We start from the raw sequence: 17434 nt of genomic DNA, 5'->3' as shown, positions 1-17434 counted from the left end.
GCGCCGTGGAGACTGTGCGCATGCGTCTGCTGTACCCGCCGATCGAGCCGCACGAGCAGGGCATGCTCGATGTCGGCGATGGCCACCGGATCTACTGGGAGGTCTCCGGCAACCCCGACGGCAGGCCCGTGGTGTTCCTGCACGGCGGCCCTGGCAGCTCCACCACCCCGCTGCATCGCAGGATGTTCGACCCGGCCGCGTACCGGATCGTGCTGACCGACCAGCGCGGGTGCGGGCGGAGCACGCCGTCGGTGGTGACCACCCGCGCCGGCCTGGTCGCGAACACCACCTGGCACCTGGTGTCGGACCTGGAACAACTCCGCGCCCAGCTGCGGATCGACCGCTGGCAGGTGTTCGGCGGGTCGTGGGGCGCGACACTGGCGATGGCCTACGCCCAGACCCATCCCGACCGGGTGCTCGAGATCATCCTGCGCGGGGTGTTCCTGCTCCGGCGCGCGGAGTTGGACTGGATGTACCGGGGCGGGGCCGGGCACCTGTTCCCCGAGGCGTGGGCGGACTTCACCGCGCTGGTGCCCGCGGGCGAGGACCCGTTGGCGGCCTACCACCAACTGGTCAACCACGAGGACGAGGCGATCGCCACCGAGGCGGCGGCGGCGTGGAGCAACTGGGAGGGTGCCGCGGTGTCGCTGGTGCCCAACCCGTCGATGATCGCCTCCTACGCCGAGCCGAGGTTCGCCGTGGCCTTCGCCAGGGTCGCGCTGCACTACTTCACCCGCAACGGCTGGCTCGTGGAGAACCAGCTGGTGCGCGACGCCGGCAAGCTCGGCGACATTCCCGGCCGGATCGTGCAGGGCCGCTACGACGTGGTCTGCCCGCCGACCACCGCGTGGCAGCTGCACCAGGCCTGGCCAGGCTCGACGCTGAAGCTGCTGCCCGAGGCCGGGCACTCGGTGGCCGACCGCGGCGTCCTCGACGCCCTGCTGACCGCCACCGACGAGTTCCGGCCCTGAATGGGTCATTCGGGACGCTCAACGTCCTGAATGAGGCATTCAGGGCAGTGCCGCCGCCAGCTCGGCGTGCGCGGCGATGAGCGACGGGCCGCACCAGGTCAGATGCCGGCCGGAGACCAGGACGTGCCGGACGCCGGGAAACGCCTCCGGGCCGTCGGTCTCGGTGAACTCGTAGGGCTCGTCGGGCAGCACGACCAGGTCGGCCGCGCCGGCGGCGACCGTGGCGCGCAGGGCGTCCAGGCTCGGCCTCGGATAGCGCTCCCGGTCGGTGCCGTAGGCGTTGGCGACGCCGAGCCGGCGGAGCACGTCGCCGGCGAAGGTGTCCCGGCCGACCACCACCCACGGCCGGCGCCAGACCGGCACGATCGCCCGCGCCCGCACCGGCGGCACCTCCCGCCAGATGTCCTCGGCGGCCAGCAGCCACGCCGGCTCCGGCATCCCCAGGCCCTGGGTGAGCAGCCGGCGCACCGAGCCGAGACCCTCCGGCACGGTCGCCGCCGCCGCGGTCACCCACACCGGGACGCCGTCGGCCCGCAGCCGCTGCACGTCTTCCGGCCGGTTCTCCTCGGCGTTGGCCACCACCAGGTCCGGCGCCAGCGCGAGCACCGCGTCGACATCCGGGTACTTCGAGCCACCGACCCTCGGCACGGACAGCCCCGGCGGGTGGGTGCAGTAGTCGGTGGCGCCGGCCACCGTGCCCGGCCGGCTCTCCTCGATGGCGTCGGTGAACGAGGGCACCAGGCTGACCACCCGCGCCGGCGGTCCGGTCAGCGGCACCGGCTCCCCGAGGTCGTCGACGTGGACAGGGGCGGGGACCACGGCTCAGGCCAGCGCGCGCAGCTTGGGCACGACGTCCTCGGTCAGCTGGCTGAGGAACCGCTCCTGGTCATGGCCGGGGCCGTGGAAGACCAGGTGGTTCAACCCCGCCTCCAGGTACGGCCGGACCTGCTCGACCACCTCGTCGGGGTCCGAGGCCACGATCCACCGGCGCGCGACCTGGGCCAGCGGCAGCTCGTCGGCCAACCGTTCCATCTCCTCGGCCGAGCCGACCGAGTGCTTCTGCTCGGCGGTCAACGACAGCGGCGCCCAGAACCGGGTGTTGGCCAGCGCCGCGTCCCGGTCCCGGTCGTAGGACAGCTTGATCTCGATCATGCGGTCGACGTCGGCCGCGTTCCGTTCACCGGCCGCCGCGCCCTCGGCCATCGCCGGCAGCAGCTTGTCGGTGTACAGCTCCATGCCCTTGCCCGACGTGCAGATCATGCCGTCGCCCGCCCGGCCGGCGTACTTGGCGACCACCGGCCCGCCAGCGGCCACGTACACCGGCACCGGCCGCTCCGGGCGGTCGTAGATCCGCGCGCCGACCAGTTGGTAGTAGTCGCCGTCGACGGTCACCTCGTCCTCGGTCCACAGCGCCCGCATCAGGCGCACCGCCTCCCGCAGGCGGGCGAACCGCTCCTTGAACTCCGGCCACTCCCGGCCGGACACCGCGATCTCGTTGAGCGCCTCACCGGTGCCAACCCCCAGGATCACCCGGTTGTCGTACATCAGTGCCAGCGACGCGAACGTCTGCGCCATGACCGCCGGGTTGTACCGGAAGGTCGGGGTGGTCACGCTGGTGCCGATCAACACCCGCCTGGTCCGCTCGCCGACCGCGGCCATCCACGGGAACGCCGCCGGCGCGTGCCCGCCGGTGTGCCGCCATGGCAGGAAATGGTCGGACACCCACACGCTGTCCAGCCCCAGCTCCTCGGCCCGCACCGCGTACTCCACCAGGTCACGCGGCCCGAACTGCTCCGCGGATGCCTTGTAGCCGATCCTCACGTTCGCGTCTCCCGTCGTCGGCACCAGCCTAGGTCTCCCCCGCACCGGCCGCGTTCACGCCGGTTCGAACGCCACCACCCGAGCCAGCTCGTCGGCCCGCACCAGGCGCACCCGCACGGTGTCCCCTTCTGGCAGGTTATCGCCGCCTGCGCACTTGGCGATCACCGGCGGATCGGTCAGGAACACCTCCGCCGAGCCGCCGTCGGCCCGCAGCACGACCACGTCGAACACCTCGCCGACCCGGTCGGCCAGCACCCACGCCTCCACCTGGTCCAGACACGCGCGGTCGACCCTGCCGGCCAGCCCGTCGGAGATCTCCATCAGCTTCGGCAGCTCCGGCAGCGCCTCGCGGACCCACGCCGGCACCGGCTCGTCGGCACACAGCGCGAGACAGATCTCCGTGCCGAACCGGTCGACCAGCCGCCGCAGCGGCGCGGTCACGTGCGCGTAGGAGCTGGCCACCCCGGCGTGCGTGGCCAGCTCCGGCGGAGTGCCGTCGAAGACGGTGTACCCCGCCCCGCGCAGCAGCCTGGTCGCGTCCATGAACAGCGCCAGCGCCTCGGGCTGGGCCGGGTCCAGCCCGCTGAGCAGCTCGGCGACCTCGGTCGTGCGCGGCCAGTCGATGCCGAGTGAGCGCGCCGAGCGGCGCAGCCAGCGCACCGCGCCGCTGCCGGCCGGCGGCAGGGTGCGCAGCACGCCGACCCCGGCGTCGAGCATCATCGACGCCGCCGCCATGCCGGTGAGCAGGGAGATCTCCGCGTTCCACGCGTCGACGTCGGTGTGCGGGCGCAGCACCAGCCGCCAGCCGCCAGCCCCGTCGCGCTCCACCACCTGCTCGGGCAGTGCCAGCTCCACCGCGCCCCGCTCGACCGCGCGCTCGCGGCGCAGCCTGCCGAACGCGGGCAGCTCGGCCAGTGACGGGTGCGGGGTGCCGGCGGCGAGCGCGGCCTGCACCGAGGCGTAGTCGAACCGCGCCCGCGACCGGACCAGCGCGCGCCGCACGTGCGCGGCGGTCAGCTCGCCGTCGGCCGCGCAGGTCAGCGTCCACAGCGCGGCGGGCCGGACCTGGTCGGGCAGCAGGCTCGCGGCGCCTTCGGCGAGCACCGGCGGGTGCAGCGGGATGTTGCCGTCCGGCAGGTAGAGCGTCTGCCCCCGGCCGCGGACCTCGGCGTCCAGCCGACCGCCCGGCTCGACGAACGCGCCGAGGTCGGCGATCGCGTAGTGCACCACGAAGCCGTCGGGGGTACGGGTGATCGCGAGCGCCTGGTCGAGGTCGCGCGCCCCCGGCGGGTCGATGGTCACCAACGGCAGGTCGGTGGCGTCGAGCCGGTCGGGCGGTTGGGCACCGGGTACCTCGCCACCCACCGACCGCACGGCCTCGGCCAGCGCCGGCTCAGGGAAGCCGTCGACCAGCCCGAACTCGGTGCGGATCCGCTCGAAGCCCGGCCCGGTCGCCGCCATGGACATCACGCCAGAACCCTATCCGGGCCTCCGGCGGTACCCGATCAGTCGTCGTTCCACTCGCGGTCGGCCTTGTCCCACGCGGCGCTGCGCTCGCGGGCAGTCTCCAGCGCCCGCGCGGCGGACTCCCGGTCGGGGTAGGGCCCGAGCCGGTCCGCCGCGCGGCAGACGTCACCGTGCTCGACCGTGCCGTGCTTGGTGCAGTAGTACCAACCGGGATCCGGGTTGCTGTCGGCCATGAGGAAAGCCTAGGCGCTAACTCCACGCCTGCTGGGTCGGAAAGCCGCGCGGCGGGGTGTCCTGGTTGGCGTTGCGATGCTGGGAGGGGATCGGGTCCTGGCAGGACACCAGCACCTCGGTGTGCTCCGGGTCGGCGATCCGTCTGCCGGACCGCTCCCGGTAGACCACCTCGCCGTCCCCGTCGATCTCCACCAGGTAGCCGACCTCGGCGAGCTGGTCCTCGTCCAGGTTCACCAGCCGCTCCCGCCGCGACGGGATGACCCGGTACTCCGGCCAGTTCAGATGGGCGTAGGCCCGGTGGAACTCCGCCAGGATCTGGGACATCGCCTGCTGCCACGGCAACGGCATCGCCTCGACCAGCGACCTGGGCAACACCACGTACCCGTCCGGCACGCCAGGGCGCGGCGCCGCGAGGTAGTCGCGCACCGGAGTGCTGGACCCGGGAGGGCCGAGCTGGGACTGGATCGGATCGGGCGTGTACATCGTCACTATGGCCCCTCAGTTCTATACGCCCGGGCGCACGGCCTGGGCCACCAACTCGGGTTCGCCCCAGCGAACCGGCCGGATGTGCACCGGCACGCCGTCCTGCTGTGCTTCCACGATCTTGTTCTCCCCCAGATACATGGCGACGTGGTGGATGGTGGCCGGGTCGTCCTGGTCGTAGGCCCAGAACAACAGGTCACCTGGCTGGGCCTGTTCCACCGGCAGCATCGCGCCCGCCCGGAACTGCTGGCGGGACACCCTCGGCAGGGTGATCCCCGCGTCGCGGTAGGCCTGCAGCATCAGACTCGAGCAGTCGAAGGAGTTCTGGTGGGTGGTCAACGCGCCCCACTGGTAGGGCTTGCCCCGCTGGGACAGCGCGAACTGCATCGCCACCCCCGCCTGCTTGTTCGGCGGCAGCAGCTGACCGGTGCCCTGCCCGCAGCCGGTCGGGTCGGCGACCAGGCCGACGTTGCCGATCAGGTGGGCCGCCATCGGCTCCCACTCGTGGTACCGGTCGGGGAACGCGGAGCGCTCGACGTCCTGCGCGGACTCGCCGGGCCGCTGCTGCTCCCAGTTCGGCACCTCCAGCAGCACGTCGTAGAACTTGTTGATCGCGTACGTCGGGTCGATGACCTCCGCCGGCGTGCCCCAGCCCATCGACGGCCGCATCTGGAAGATGCCGAGCGAGTCCCGGTCGCCGTAGTTCAACGGCCGCAGGCCCGACTCGGTCATGCCGGCCTGGATGGCCACCTGCCAGGCCCTCGGCGGCAGCTGGCGCTCCTTGCCGATCTGGATGATCTGCGCGACCACGCTGCGCTGCTGCTCCTCGAGCTTCCCCGCGTCCGCCGAGCCGCTGCCCGCCGGGCCGCTGGTGATCGGGCCGAGCGCGGCGTTGCAGGACACGTTGGTCCGGCGGGCGTTGGCCCGTTCCTGGTCCTCGCTGACCACCGTGGTCACCGCGGTGATCGTGATGGCGAGGATCGCCGCGAGCACCAGTGCCCCGGCCACCAGTGCCGACTTCACCTCACGTCACCTCCTCGTAGGAGGTCACGCGCCAGCCGTCCGGGGTGTCGATCAGCTTGATCGACAGCGTGACGCCGTCGGTCGGCAGGGTGACGGTGAGCGAGTTCTTGTACGACTCGGTCGCCTCGGCCGGACCGGTCACCTTCGTGGACGGCACGTTCTCCGGGTCGACGGTCGCCAGCTCGACCATGTACTCCTCGTCGGTGAACGGGGACAGGCCGTCGAGCCACTGCTCGGCGGTGGTGTCCTCGTCGTGGTCCACCCAGGCCTTGCCCCACTGCTCGGCGACCTCCAGCGCCTCGGGCTCCGCCGGCGCGGAGGACGGGGAGTTGGTCAGCGACGGGATCCTGGTCGGCAGCGACGACGTGCTCTGCTCGTCGCCGGTCGAGGACTCGGTGTCGGTGGTGCCCGGCGGCGCGGCGGCCCCGCTGGTGGTCTCGGTGGTGCCGCCGGTCGCACCCGAGCTCGCCTGGTCCGAACCGGTCAGCCGCGGGATCAGGACGCTGATCGCGATGACCAGCACGGCGAGCACGACGCACAGCACCACCAGGTGCCGCGGCGAGCGCATCGGCCAGCCCCAGAGCTTGCGGTACACCGCGGCACGGCCGCGGTTGGTGCGGATCGGCATGTCATCTCACCACCGCGTCGGTCTCGCGCGGCCCGTCCCGCAACGGCATCGGACGGGGAGCGCGGCGCGGCGCGGGTTCCCGGACCTCGAGTCCCCGCGACGGCCGGTACACCACGTGCACCGGCCGGCCGGCGACCATCTCCACGTCGGCGGGTCGCGGCTGCTGGCGCGGGGCCACCGGCGCGTTCTCGTAGCGCCCCATCGCCTCGCCTCGGCGGCCGGCGACCTGGGAGGGCACCACGACCGCGTCCTCCCCGTACTCCCAGCTCCGGTCCCAGCCCCGGTCGGCGACCGGCACGGTGTCGGTGACCCGGCTCGTCCGGCCGGCGATCGCCGCGGCCGGCCCGTTGCGGCCGACCGGTCCGGCAGATAACAGCACGGAGTCCTCGCCGCGGGCCGCCGGCAGCCCGTCCGTCCTGGCCGCGTCGGCCACCGTGCGGCGGGTGTCCAGCCGCTCGGCGGTCGCCACGACCGGACCGGTCGCCTCCGGCCGGGGGCGGCGCAGCCCGCCGCCGGTGGTGGCCACGGTGTCGCCCGCGGTCTCCTCGTCGCGCAGCTGGTCCCAGAACTCGTCCTGCGGACCGCGCTGGGCCTGCTGGCCCTTGCGCTTGCGGAAGCGGGAGAAGACCCCGCCGGGGGCCGGCATCGACGCGCCGGCCGCGCCGACCGACAGCTCGACCATCTGCCACATCCGCTTCATCGGCCGGCCGACGATCAGGAACACCAGCGTGACGATGCCGGCCAGCAGCATCTGGGTGAGCATCGTCAGGCCGACGTCCGGGTTGAAGATCATCTGCAGGAACTTGAAGTGGATGCCGGCCAGCACCGCCAGGATCAGCACGTTGAGCACCACCGCGCCGAGCGCGCGGCCGACCTTGCGCAGGATGTCGTGGTGTAGCAACGCGACCAGGCCGATCACCGGCGCGGCGAGGGTGAAGATCCGCAGCAGCAGTTGGGCCAGCAACACCGCGAGCTTGGCCATGAACTGGAAGAACGAGTAGACCAGCGACTGGAAGAAGGCCAGGAACCCCGAGCCGGTGCGGCTGCCCTCGGCGCCGGTGAGATAGCCCTGCCGGGCGCCGAGCTCGTTGTAGATGCGCTGGAACTCGGCGCGTTTGGCCTCCTCGGCCTGGTCGTTCGCGTCCGCGCCGTTGACCAGGTCGTCGCGGGTCCAGGACTGCGCGGCCAGCAGCGGGCGGCCGTACTCGATCGCCGCCGGGTCGTCCGGCTGGCCGAACTCGCCACGCAGCCAGTTCTCGTAGACCACCCTGGTGTGCAGCTCGTTGGGCAGCACGTGCTGCTGGACGTCGTCGCGCTCGGGGTCCTCGAACCCGCTCTGGATGCCGGTGGTGGTCTCCACGATCAGCCGGTCGACCGCGTCGTAGTTGTTGACCAGCACCAGGGTCGAGGCCGCGAGCCACATGCCGCCGAGCGCGAACAGCGCGCGCCGGCTGACCGTGGCGAAGTCGCCGCGCCAGATCTGGCGGAACATCAGCACCGCCAGAATGATCATGAAGAGGCTGAACAGCTGCGCGTAGACATTGTCGAACACCGAGTTCGCCGCGTCGCCGATCTGTTGGTTCAGCCCGCCGAGCACGCCACCCTCGTGCAGCGTGTAGTGCAGCGAGTTGGTGGCGGCCACGATGTTCTTGCCGATGTTGAACAGCTGGCTGCCGGCCCAGGTGTCGATCGTGCTGCTCGGGTTGGACAGCGTGAGCGGCTGCTGGCAGTTCGGGTCGAAGACGTGCCAGACCATGCCGGAGTAGCCGTAGTCCCGGTACGGGCTGTTGGGGAACTTCTCGTCGGTGTAGGGCACCGGGTTGTCCGGCTCGAAGCGCAGACCGTTGCCCTGCGGCGGATCGACCGCGCCCGCCATGCCGGCGCCGGGGCGCTCCGGGGACGGCGCGCAGCTGGTGTCGGTCTGCTGGGCCAGCGCGGGCGAGCCGATCAGCGTGTACCCGCAGACGATCCCGATCACCACGGCGAGCGAGGCGAGTCTTCCCGACCGGGCGGTGGACCGCCGGACCCGCCGCCGCGCGCTGACGATCAGCGCGACGGCCACCACCACCAGCAAAGTGATCATGTGGCGTCGACCTGCCCCTGTTTGACGAGTGACGCGAACTCTCCCGACCAAGCACCGGAACACTTCATCAGGAAAGTGATCATGCGACGTCGACCCGCCCCCGCTTGCCTGGCTGCGCGCTGCCGCCGTCCGGGCTGGTCCCGCCGCCGGCTCCGTTGCCCCGCCGGTCGACCGGCGGGCGTGGGGACGGACTGGGGTCGCCGTTGCGCACCGGATCGCCCGGTGGTCCGTCGGCGACGTCGTCGGTGGGGTTGACGTCGGTACGGCCGTCGTCGGTCAGGCCGAGCTCGAAGTCGGCGGCCAGGTCGAACTCGTCCTCGTCAGCCGGCCGGCCGACCCTGGACTCGTCGTCGACGCTGCCGTCCAGCGGCGGGCCGTCGGCCTCGTCCGGGTCGGGCATGGACGGGGCGTGCTGGTCGGGCGGGAGCACGGTGGCCGGCGTGCTGTCGCGCATCGCGTCCGGCGTGGTGTCCAGGGCCGCGCGCACGTGGTCGAGATGCCCGCCGGACAGGTCGATGCGGATCCGCTCCACCCCGCCCGCGCCGTCGGCGAAGACGAACTGCCGGGGTGAGGTGTCCCGCTGGGTCTCGCGGTGCGCGCCCGGCCGGCGGCCAAGGCTCGCGATGACCTGCTCGTAGCCCGCACCGACCGGAACCTTGAGCAGCCGCAACGCGTCCGCCTGCGCCTGCTCGTCGTCCAGCCGGCCGACGAACACCGAGTCCAGCAGGGTGACGAAGCCCTGGATGCGCAGGAAGTCCGCAGGGATCTGCGAGGACAGCAGCACCCGCACGTTCCACTTGCGGGAGTCGCGGGCGAAGCGGTTCATCAGCACCCGCCCGGTCGGCACCTCGGACAGGAAGAACGCCTCGTCGATCCAGACGCCCTTGCGCAGGTCCTTGGGCCGCTCGTAGATCGAGCGCTGGGTGAGCCAGGCGGCCAGGTTCAGCATCTCCACGCCGAGGGACTCCGCGTCGGTCCAGTGCTCCCGGCCGACCCCGTCCTTGGGCAGGGTCAGGCCGGCCATGGTGAGCACGGTGAGCCGGTCGTCGCGGGTCTCGCTGTAGGGGTCGGCGTCCTGTTCCGGGATGAGCAGCTGCATCCGCTCACGCAGCTCGTCGAGGAAGTCGGCGACCACCACCGCGTGCTCGTGGTGCTCGGAGGCGTCCCGGCGCAGCGCCTCGAACACCAGGCTCGGGTCGGCGTTCTGCCGGCCGCCCACCATCCGCACCGCGCGCAGCAGCACGATCCTGGTCTGCGGCATGCGGGCGATGTCGTAGGGCAGCAGGCCGGTCAGCACGTCGAGCACCAGCCGGCGGCGGGTGGCGGCCGCGAGGGCCTTCTCCCGGCGCCACGACCGCTCGGGGTCGTCCTCGTCGACGAAGTGCTCGAACAGCGGCTCGGCCACCACCCGGTAGGGGTTGAGGATGCCCGGCTCGGCGTTGAGCAGGTTGATCGGCCGGGCGTATGGCCGCAGTTCCGGCAGGTCACACAGTCGCGAGAGCGGCCCGGACGGGTCGAGCAGCGTCCAGTGCGCCCCGGCCCGCAGCGTCTTGTAGACGATGCCGCCACCGAGAAAAGATTTGCCCCCGCCCAAACCGGCGACCATCGCGGTCAGTCCGGAGCCGTCCCGGATCTCCTGGGCCATCCACGGGTCCCAGGCCACCGGGCGCCGGGTCGCGGTGCAGGTCTCGCCGAGCAGGATGCCGCGCCGGTCGCCGACCTCGGCGGTCGCGGTCGGCACCGCGGCCGCCGCCCACACCACCGAGCCCCGGCGCAGGTAGGCGCTGGAGGCCAGCGGCTCGCCCGGGATGAACTCCCGCGCCAGCGCGTACTGCGCCTCCGGGTGCTCGATGGCGACCTTCGGCTTGTACAGCTCGAGCAGCTGCTGGGCCATCCGCAGCGCGTCGCGCTCGGTCGGCCCGGACACCGCGAGGCGCCACCACGAGCGGACCCTGGTGGCCAGCGCGGTGAACCCCGAGGTCATCTCGTCGTCGATCTCCAGCACCCGGGAGGCCTGGCGGGCAAGGGACTGCGGCGGTTCGAGCTCGTGCTCGTCGGTGTAGTGCCGGACCTGGGAGCGCACCTTGTTCATCTGCCGGGACAGCTCGCCCTGCACGTCCTCCGGTCGGCGGACGTAGATCCGCGCGGACCACTCGACCGACGCCGCGAGCCGGTCGGAGTGCTGCACCCACGGGTCGTCGATCTCCGGGATCTGCAGGCCGTGCATCTGGCCGACGGTGAGCACCGCGACGTGCCGGGTCATGCCGGCGTTGGAGCCGGTGCGGCCGCGCACGGTGACCGTCGGCGAGTACGGGTCCTGGTGGAAGTCGGCCGCGTCGGTGAACGAGGCCAGGTCCTCGGGCTCCCACGCCGCGCCCGGCACGGCCGGCAGGTTCCTCGGCGCCGGCAGGCCGAGCGAGCAGGACCGGTGCATCAGCCAGGACATCTCCTCGGCCGACACCGGCCTGCCCTCCAGCCCGGCCGAGCCGATGACCTGGTCGAGGTGCTCGACCTCGGAGTCGATGGCGAGCAGCTCGGCGTCCACGGCCGTCGGGAAGATCCGGCGCAGCAACGGCGCGGCCCGCTCGACGGCGCGGTCGACCATGTTGCGGGTCTGCACCTGGACGCCGAGGTAGACCTCCTTCTCGGCCATGGACCGGCCGAGAAGTTGTTGCTGCTCACCGATGAGGTAGTCGTCGAAGGACATCGCGCCCGGGGCGTCGGGCAGCCGGTTGACCGCGTTGTGCACGTGCGCCTCGGCCCACATCCGGATCGGGTACGGCCGGGTGGTCACCCGCAGGTGCAGCCAGCGGCCGGCCAACTCGGCGTACTGGCCGGCGATGGCCGCGATCAGGTCCTGGCGCTGGGAGTCGGAGCGAAACGACCAGCGCTGCGGCGAGAGCCGGTACCAGGCGAACAGGTCGTGCCCGTTGCGCAGCAGGTGGCCGTCGATGCTGCGCGCGGCGATGGCCGGGGTGTAGGTGGGAATCGACTGTTCCCCCGGCAGCCGCCGGTTGCGCTTGCCGTTGCCGGTGGCGGCCGGGCGGTACTGCGCCGGGTCCCTGGCCGGGGGCAGCGGCTCCCTGGCGGCGGCGGTCTGCGGGGCCGCGTGCCGGCCGTGCGGGCGCGGGCGGGCCTGCGGTACCGGGCCGGACTGGGGGTATGGCGCGGCTCGCTGGTCAGGCGCGGGCTTGCGTCGACGTCCGAACACCGCCACCCCTCCTGTTCCGGGCCGGGCGCGGCGTCGGTGTGCCGCGCGAGTTGTCCTTGCTTACTGGATGACGGCTGTCCCGCCTGGTCGGTTGTCGACCTTGGTCGGGCCGACGTTGTCGGGAGCGTTGTCGGGCGCGCGGGCGGGGGCGCTCGGTGCGGACGCGGACGCGGGTCGCGCTGGCCGCGCCGCCGGCGCCGGTGGTCGCCTCGCGGGGGGCGGTCAACTCACGCACCCACATCGCGGTCACCGAGCCGAGCGGTCGCTCATGGCTGATGCGCGAACAGATAACCCTGGTGAGGGCGACCGTGATGACCATGCCCCAGGCGATTGACCAGAACAGGGAGATGCCGATCCGTCGTTCGACGGTGAGCACGACGAGGAAGACGACGACGCCGACGCCCCACGCCACGTATCTGGCCCGCCACGGCATGGTCGCCTTCGGCGGACCGAGCCAGACCGCATCGACGCGGTACACCTCGTCGTCAGTACGAATGCGCACGCGATGTCCCTTGGGGTGCTCAACCGGTGAACAGGGCGGCTATCCACTTTCCGATGGACTCGCCCGCGCCTGCCGTGACCGCCAGACCGATGATCGCCAGGGCCACGATGACCCCGCCGAGCCGACGCATCACACCGGCGTTGTCGCCCTTTCCGCCGCCGAGCCAGAGCAGCAGCACGGCGACCACGAGCAGGAGTAGCGGGATCAGGTTCGCGACGATCCAGCCCTGAAGCCCACTGGTACCAAGCTCGCCCTCCTGGGCGAGTTCAAGGGTGGTCATGGCGATCATGTCTTACTCCCAAAGTGCACGGGACGGAATGTCCGCGGGTCGTCTCGTGCGGCCGAGGTCTGCGGTTCGTTCATCAATCGTCAGTGTGGATACGTCTGTCTACTGTTCGACAACGAGTAGAGCACGATTGGTATCACGATGTGTAGTAGTGGTCTGGCGCTCCGTAGATCGACATTCGTGGCGTCTCCTCCGCGGCTGGATCGTGCCATCTGACCACACACATCATCAGGGGAACAGAGCCTCCTCCGCGGCATCTCCGCTCGACTTCTGCATGCCACACGACAGGTTCACCCGGTTGCGGGCCGTTCCTCACGGTAGGTACAGACGGGTCCCGGTCGGCCAGCCTTCGAACTCATGTCCGATAACCCGTTCGGTCGAAGCCGTGACGGTGGCCACTGGTTGACCCGGCTGCTCCAGCCGGCGCACGCGGCTGCTCCGTTGGCTGCACGGCCCTCCAGACACGAGTGGCGAACGAGTCGGCATGTAAGCCGGATTCTGTCCCCGGCACCGCTGCGCCGGGGGGCGGTCATCCATCTTGGCCTGCCGTCGCCGGCAGGCTCCAGCGGCCTACCCGCAGGCTCGGGCGGGCAGCCCTCGAACGCCTGCGCAGGCGCCTTTCGGCGCCCTTCTTGGCCTTGCTCCGGGTGGGGTTTACCGAGCCACCCCGGTCACCCGGGGTGCTGGTGGTCTCTTACACCACCGTTTCACCCTTACCTGGTGGGATTGCCACCAGGCGGTCTGTTCTCTGTGGCACTGTCCCGCGGGTCGCCCCGGGTTGCCGTTAGCAACCACCCTGCCCTACGGAGTCCGGACTTTCCTCGACGGGTTTCCCCGCCGCGGCCGCCCCGCCGACTCGTTCGCCCCATCAGGGTAGTCGCCTGGAGATCACGGGCTGGACAGGTGGCAGGTGTCGTTCACCAGGCGGACGGACGCGTGCCCGTCCGGGTAGAACTCGACCACGCACAGTGACGCCAGGTCCAGGTGCAGGCGGTAGAGCAGTGCCGGACTGGCGTCCAGCCCCATCCGTAACACCGACTTGATCGGCGTGACATGGGAGACCACGACCACCGACGCGGCGCCGTGCCCGGCGATCAGGTCGTCGCGGACCCGGCGGACGCGGCGGTGTACCTGGTCGAACGACTCGCCGCCGGGGGCCGGCACCGACGGGTCGGCCAGCCAGCGGGCGTGCAGGTCGGCGTCGCGGGCGGCCGCCTCGGCGAAGGTCAGCCCTTCCCAGGTGCCGAAGTCGGTCTCGGTCAGGCCGTCGTGCACCTCGACCGTGCCGCCGGTGGCCTCGGCGACGGCGGCGGCGGTCTGCCGGGCGCGGCCGAGCGGGGAGGACACGATGGGCGTGCTGGCGTCGATGCCCTCGATCGCCGCGAGCCGCAGGCCGGCGGATTTCGCCTGCCGCTCGCCGAGCTCGGTGAGCGGGACGTCGCCCCGGCCGGAGTAGCGGCGTTCGACGGACAGTTCGGTCTGGCCGTGGCGCAGCAGGAAAAGCCGGGTCGGGGTGCCGGTCGCACCGGACCATTTCGCCGGCGATGGCTCGGCCAGCGCCGAACGGCTCCCCGCGTCCTGGTGTGCGGGCTGGTGCGCCCGCTCAGCTTTTCCCCGCTTGTCGCCGGCCTGGGCGTCCATCGCCTCGTTGGCGAGGCGGTCGGCGTGGGTGTTCTTCGCCCTCGGGATCCACTCGTAGGTGACTCGGTCGAAGGTGCGCGCGAGCTGCTGTGCCTCCCGCGCGAGCGGTTGCAGCGCGGGGTGCTTGATCTTCCACCGCCCGCACATCTGCTCCACGACGAGCTTGGAGTCCATCCGCACCGCGACCACCGCCGCGCCGAGCTGGCTCGCCGCGCGCAGGCCGGCGACCAGCCCCTGGTACTCGGCGACGTTGTTGGTGGTGACGCCGATGCCCTCGGCCCGCTCGGCGAGCACCTCGTGGCTGCCGGCGTCGAACACCACCGCGCCGTACCCGGCGGGGCCCGGATTGCCGCGCGACCCGCCGTCGGCCTCGACGATCACCTTCACAGGCCGGACTCCCCGGTACGCACCAGGATCGCGCCGCACTCGTCGCAGGTGAGCACCTCGTCGGCGGGCGAGGCGGAGATCCGGGAGATCGAGCTGCGGTCCATCTCCAGCCGGCAGGCCCCGCACCGGCGCGCCCGCAGCAGCGCGGCGCCGATGCCCTTGTTGGCGCGCACCCGCTCGTACAACCCGAGCAGCGGCTCGGGGAACACCGGCAGCAGCGTCGCCCGCTCGGCGTCCCGCCGCGCCTGGGTGGTGTCCAGGTCGGCGAGGGCCGCGTCCCCTCGGCGGGTGGCGTCGGCGAGCTGTTCCTCGGCCTTGGCCAGCTCGACGCCGGCGTGCTGGCCGTCGAACTCGATGGCCTCCCGGCGTTCCATGATCTCGAGCAGCTCGTCCTCCAGCGTCGTCTGCCGGCGCTGGAGCGTGGCCAGCTCGTGCTCGAGGTCGGTGAGCTGCTTGGCGGAGACCCCGCCACCGGCCAGCAGCGCCCGGTCGCGGTCCTCGCGGGCGCGCACGCCGTCGATCTCCTTCTCCTGCCGTTTCACCTCGCGGTCGAGGTCGGCCAGCGCGGTCGCGTTCGCCACCTGGGCATCCCGCTTGGCGCGCACCGCCCGCTCGGCCGCGACGATCTCCTCGGCCTCCGGCAACGTGCGGCGCCGATGCTCGGTTCGCGCGAGCTCCGCGTCCACGTCGGCGAGTTCGAGCAGTCGCCGCTGTACGGCGGGATCGGATTTCACCCTGGCATCCTCCCGGTAAGGCCTGGCACCGACGAGACGGTCCAGGGATCGGTGCGGCGAATGGAGACGGTGATGTCGACGTTACCGCCGTACTCCGCACGCAGGATCGCCGCCGCCTGTTCGCACCACGGCCACTCGCTGGCCCAGTGGGCGACGTCCACGAGCGCGGGCCGTCCGGGATGGGCCAGGTGCTCGCCCGCGGGATGGTGGCGCAGGTCGGCGGTGAGGTAGACGTCGACCCCGGCGCCGGCCGCGGCGTCGAGGTAGCCGTCGCCCGCCCCGCCGGACACCGCGACCCTGCGCACCGGGCGTTCCGGGTCGCCCGCGGCCCGCACCCCGCCCGCGGTCGCCGCCAGCGCGGCGGCGACCCGGTCGACGAACGCCGCGAACGGCTCGGCGGCCGGCAGCTCGGCGATCCGGCCGATCCCGGTGCGGCCGTCCGGGTTGGCGGCCAGCGGTCTGACGACGGTCAGCCCGAGCGCGGCGGCCAACGCGTCGGACACGCCGGGATCGGCGGCGTCGGCGTTGGTGTGCGCGCAGAACAGCGCGGCGCCGGCCCGGACGAGCCGGTGCACCAGGCCGCCCTTGGGGGTGTTGGCCGGCACGCCGTGCACCCCACGCAGCAGCAACGGATGGTGCGCGACGATGAGCTGCGCGCCGAGCTCGAGCGCTTCGTCCACAGTGGACTCAACAGGGTCGACGCAGATCAGTACTCTGTGGACCTGCTCGGCCGGGTCCCCGCACACCAGGCCGACCGCGTCCCACGACTCGGCCAACTCCGGCGGATAGGCCCGTTCGAGCACACCGACGATGTCCGCGACGGTAGTCATCGCACCCCCACCACTCCCAGTTCCGCGCGCAACGCGTCGAGCAATGGCGCGCACTGCCGAGGATCCCGTACCGCGACCCGCAGGTGATCACCGGTAAGGCCGGGGAACGTGTCGCCGCGGCGGACCGCGATTCCCCTACGCCGCAAGCCTTTCCGCACCCGCTCGCCGCCGCGCACGGTCAGCAGCAGGAACGGCCCGGCGGCCGGACCGTGCACCTCGACACCGGGCAGCCGCCCGAGTTCGGCGGCCAACAGCTCCCGGTGCCCGGCGATCTCCTCGGCCGCCCGCTCCGCCTCCAGCACGGCGACCGGATGCGCACAGGCGGCCACCGCGGCGAGCTGGAGCGTGCCGACCGGCCAATGTGGACGGTAGGCAGCCAGCCTGGCCAACAGTTCCGGCGACCCGAGCGCGTAGCCGGCACGCAGTCCGGGCAGCGCCCAGGTCTTGGTCAGGCTGCGCAACACCAGCACGCCAGGCAGCTCCTCGCCGGCAAGCGACGCCGGCTCGCCGGGCACCGCGTCCATGAACGCCTCGTCCACCACCAACACCCGCCCCGGCCTGACCAACGCGCGCACGGCCTCGCGCGGATGCAGCACCGAGGTCGGGTTGGTCGGGTTGCCGAGCACCACGAGGTCCGCGTCCTCGGGCACCAGCGCCGGATCCAGCCGATAACCGTCCTGTGCGGACAGCGGCACCTGCCGCACCGGCACCCCGGCCTGCCGCAACGCCACCTCCGGCTCGGTGAACGACGGATGCACCACCGCCGCCGACCGCGACCCCAGCGCCGGCAACAACGCGAACCCCTCCGCCGACCCGGCGAGCACCAGCACGTCCTCGGCCCGCCGCCCATGCCGGACGGCGACCGCCGCCCTGGCGTCCAGGTCGTCCTCCGCCGACGGATACCGCCCGACCGCGCCGAGCGCGTCGACCAGCCGCGCCAGCAACCACGCCGGCGGCCCGTCCCCGCGCACGTTCACCGCGAAGTCGGCCAGCCCCGGCCGAACGTCCACATCACCGTGATGCCGCAGGTCAGTCATCCGCCCGATCCTAGAGCGTCCCCACCCCCACCAACCCCCGCGAGGTTCGGGAGGCCTGGACGGGGTCGAGTGCGGTGCTCGCGTCGGGCAGACTGC

At 72.3% G+C, this 17434-nt stretch carries 16 protein-coding genes and 1 other RNA gene; 1 reads left to right on the top strand and 16 read right to left on the bottom strand.

The features are described from left to right. The first annotated feature begins 20 nt into the window (after positions 1-20). Positions 21-971: a prolyl aminopeptidase gene (gene pip, locus ACYVIP_RS19440; RefSeq protein ID WP_460398164.1), complete on the top strand. Its 951-nt coding sequence runs from the start codon at positions 21-23 to the stop codon at positions 969-971. Positions 972-1010: 39 nt separating this feature from the next. Here the strand turns inward: pip and ACYVIP_RS19435 are convergent, their stop codons facing one another. The 16 genes from ACYVIP_RS19435 to cobC form a co-directional block, all read right to left on the bottom strand. Further along, complete coding sequence (locus tag ACYVIP_RS19435; protein WP_460398162.1) at positions 1011-1790, bottom strand: helical backbone metal receptor; 780 nt, start codon at positions 1788-1790, stop codon at positions 1011-1013. A gap of 3 nt (positions 1791-1793) precedes the next feature. Beyond that, a complete protein-coding gene (gene fgd / locus ACYVIP_RS19430) occupies positions 1794-2792 on the bottom strand; it encodes a glucose-6-phosphate dehydrogenase (coenzyme-F420) (protein ID WP_460398160.1) in 999 nt (332 codons plus the stop codon). Positions 2793-2846: 54 nt separating this feature from the next. After that, complete coding sequence (locus ACYVIP_RS19425; RefSeq protein ID WP_460398250.1) at positions 2847-4259, bottom strand: RNB domain-containing ribonuclease; 1413 nt, start codon at positions 4257-4259, stop codon at positions 2847-2849. A gap of 38 nt (positions 4260-4297) precedes the next feature. Further along, the gene (locus tag ACYVIP_RS19420; protein WP_460398158.1) at positions 4298-4492 is read right to left on the bottom strand and encodes a hypothetical protein; all 195 of its coding nucleotides are present in this window, start codon (positions 4490-4492) and stop codon (positions 4298-4300) included. Between the two features lie 16 nt (positions 4493-4508). Further along, positions 4509-4976 carry a hypothetical protein gene (locus tag ACYVIP_RS19415; protein ID WP_460398248.1) on the bottom strand — a complete coding sequence of 156 codons (468 nt, stop codon included), beginning with the start codon at positions 4974-4976 and terminating at the stop codon, positions 4509-4511. 21 nt (positions 4977-4997) lie between these two features. Further along, entirely contained in the window at positions 4998-5999 is a 1002-nt protein-coding gene (locus tag ACYVIP_RS19410; protein ID WP_460398156.1) for a C40 family peptidase, read from the bottom strand. A gap of 1 nt (position 6000) precedes the next feature. Further along, a complete protein-coding gene (locus ACYVIP_RS19405) occupies positions 6001-6627 on the bottom strand; it encodes a hypothetical protein (protein ID WP_460398154.1) in 627 nt (208 codons plus the stop codon). Between the two features lies 1 nt (position 6628). Beyond that, the gene (locus tag ACYVIP_RS19400; RefSeq protein ID WP_460398152.1) at positions 6629-8710 is read right to left on the bottom strand and encodes a magnesium transporter; all 2082 of its coding nucleotides are present in this window, start codon (positions 8708-8710) and stop codon (positions 6629-6631) included. 79 nt (positions 8711-8789) lie between these two features. Continuing rightward, a complete protein-coding gene (locus tag ACYVIP_RS19395) occupies positions 8790-11786 on the bottom strand; it encodes an ATP-binding protein (protein WP_460398246.1) in 2997 nt (998 codons plus the stop codon). A 103-nt stretch (positions 11787-11889) separates the two neighbouring features. Then, a complete protein-coding gene (locus ACYVIP_RS19390; protein ID WP_460398150.1) occupies positions 11890-12423 on the bottom strand; it encodes a hypothetical protein in 534 nt (177 codons plus the stop codon). 19 nt (positions 12424-12442) lie between these two features. Continuing rightward, positions 12443-12712, bottom strand: coding sequence for a hypothetical protein (locus tag ACYVIP_RS19385; RefSeq protein WP_460398148.1), 270 nt, complete (start codon positions 12710-12712; stop codon positions 12443-12445). A gap of 468 nt (positions 12713-13180) precedes the next feature. Next, positions 13181-13568, bottom strand: an RNA gene (gene rnpB, locus ACYVIP_RS19380) — RNase P RNA component class A. A gap of 29 nt (positions 13569-13597) precedes the next feature. Continuing rightward, positions 13598-14731, bottom strand: coding sequence for a bifunctional RNase H/acid phosphatase (locus tag ACYVIP_RS19375; protein ID WP_460398244.1), 1134 nt, complete (start codon positions 14729-14731; stop codon positions 13598-13600). Positions 14732-14733: 2 nt separating this feature from the next. Then, the gene (locus ACYVIP_RS19370; protein WP_460398146.1) at positions 14734-15471 is read right to left on the bottom strand and encodes a zinc ribbon domain-containing protein; all 738 of its coding nucleotides are present in this window, start codon (positions 15469-15471) and stop codon (positions 14734-14736) included. Next, positions 15468-16301, bottom strand: a complete 834-nt coding sequence (locus ACYVIP_RS19365) for a Nif3-like dinuclear metal center hexameric protein (RefSeq protein ID WP_460398144.1) — start codon at positions 16299-16301, stop codon at positions 15468-15470. Before ACYVIP_RS19365 ends, ACYVIP_RS19370 begins: the two co-directional genes overlap by 4 nt. Further along, positions 16298-17338 carry an Rv2231c family pyridoxal phosphate-dependent protein CobC gene (gene cobC / locus ACYVIP_RS19360; RefSeq protein WP_460398142.1) on the bottom strand — a complete coding sequence of 347 codons (1041 nt, stop codon included), beginning with the start codon at positions 17336-17338 and terminating at the stop codon, positions 16298-16300. Before cobC ends, ACYVIP_RS19365 begins: the two co-directional genes overlap by 4 nt. Between the last annotated feature and the right edge of the window lie 96 nt (positions 17339-17434).

The organism is Actinophytocola sediminis (assembly GCF_054779715.1).
Note: the sequence above shows the minus strand (reverse complement) of the source record. Positions and strands in the feature narration are given on the sequence as shown.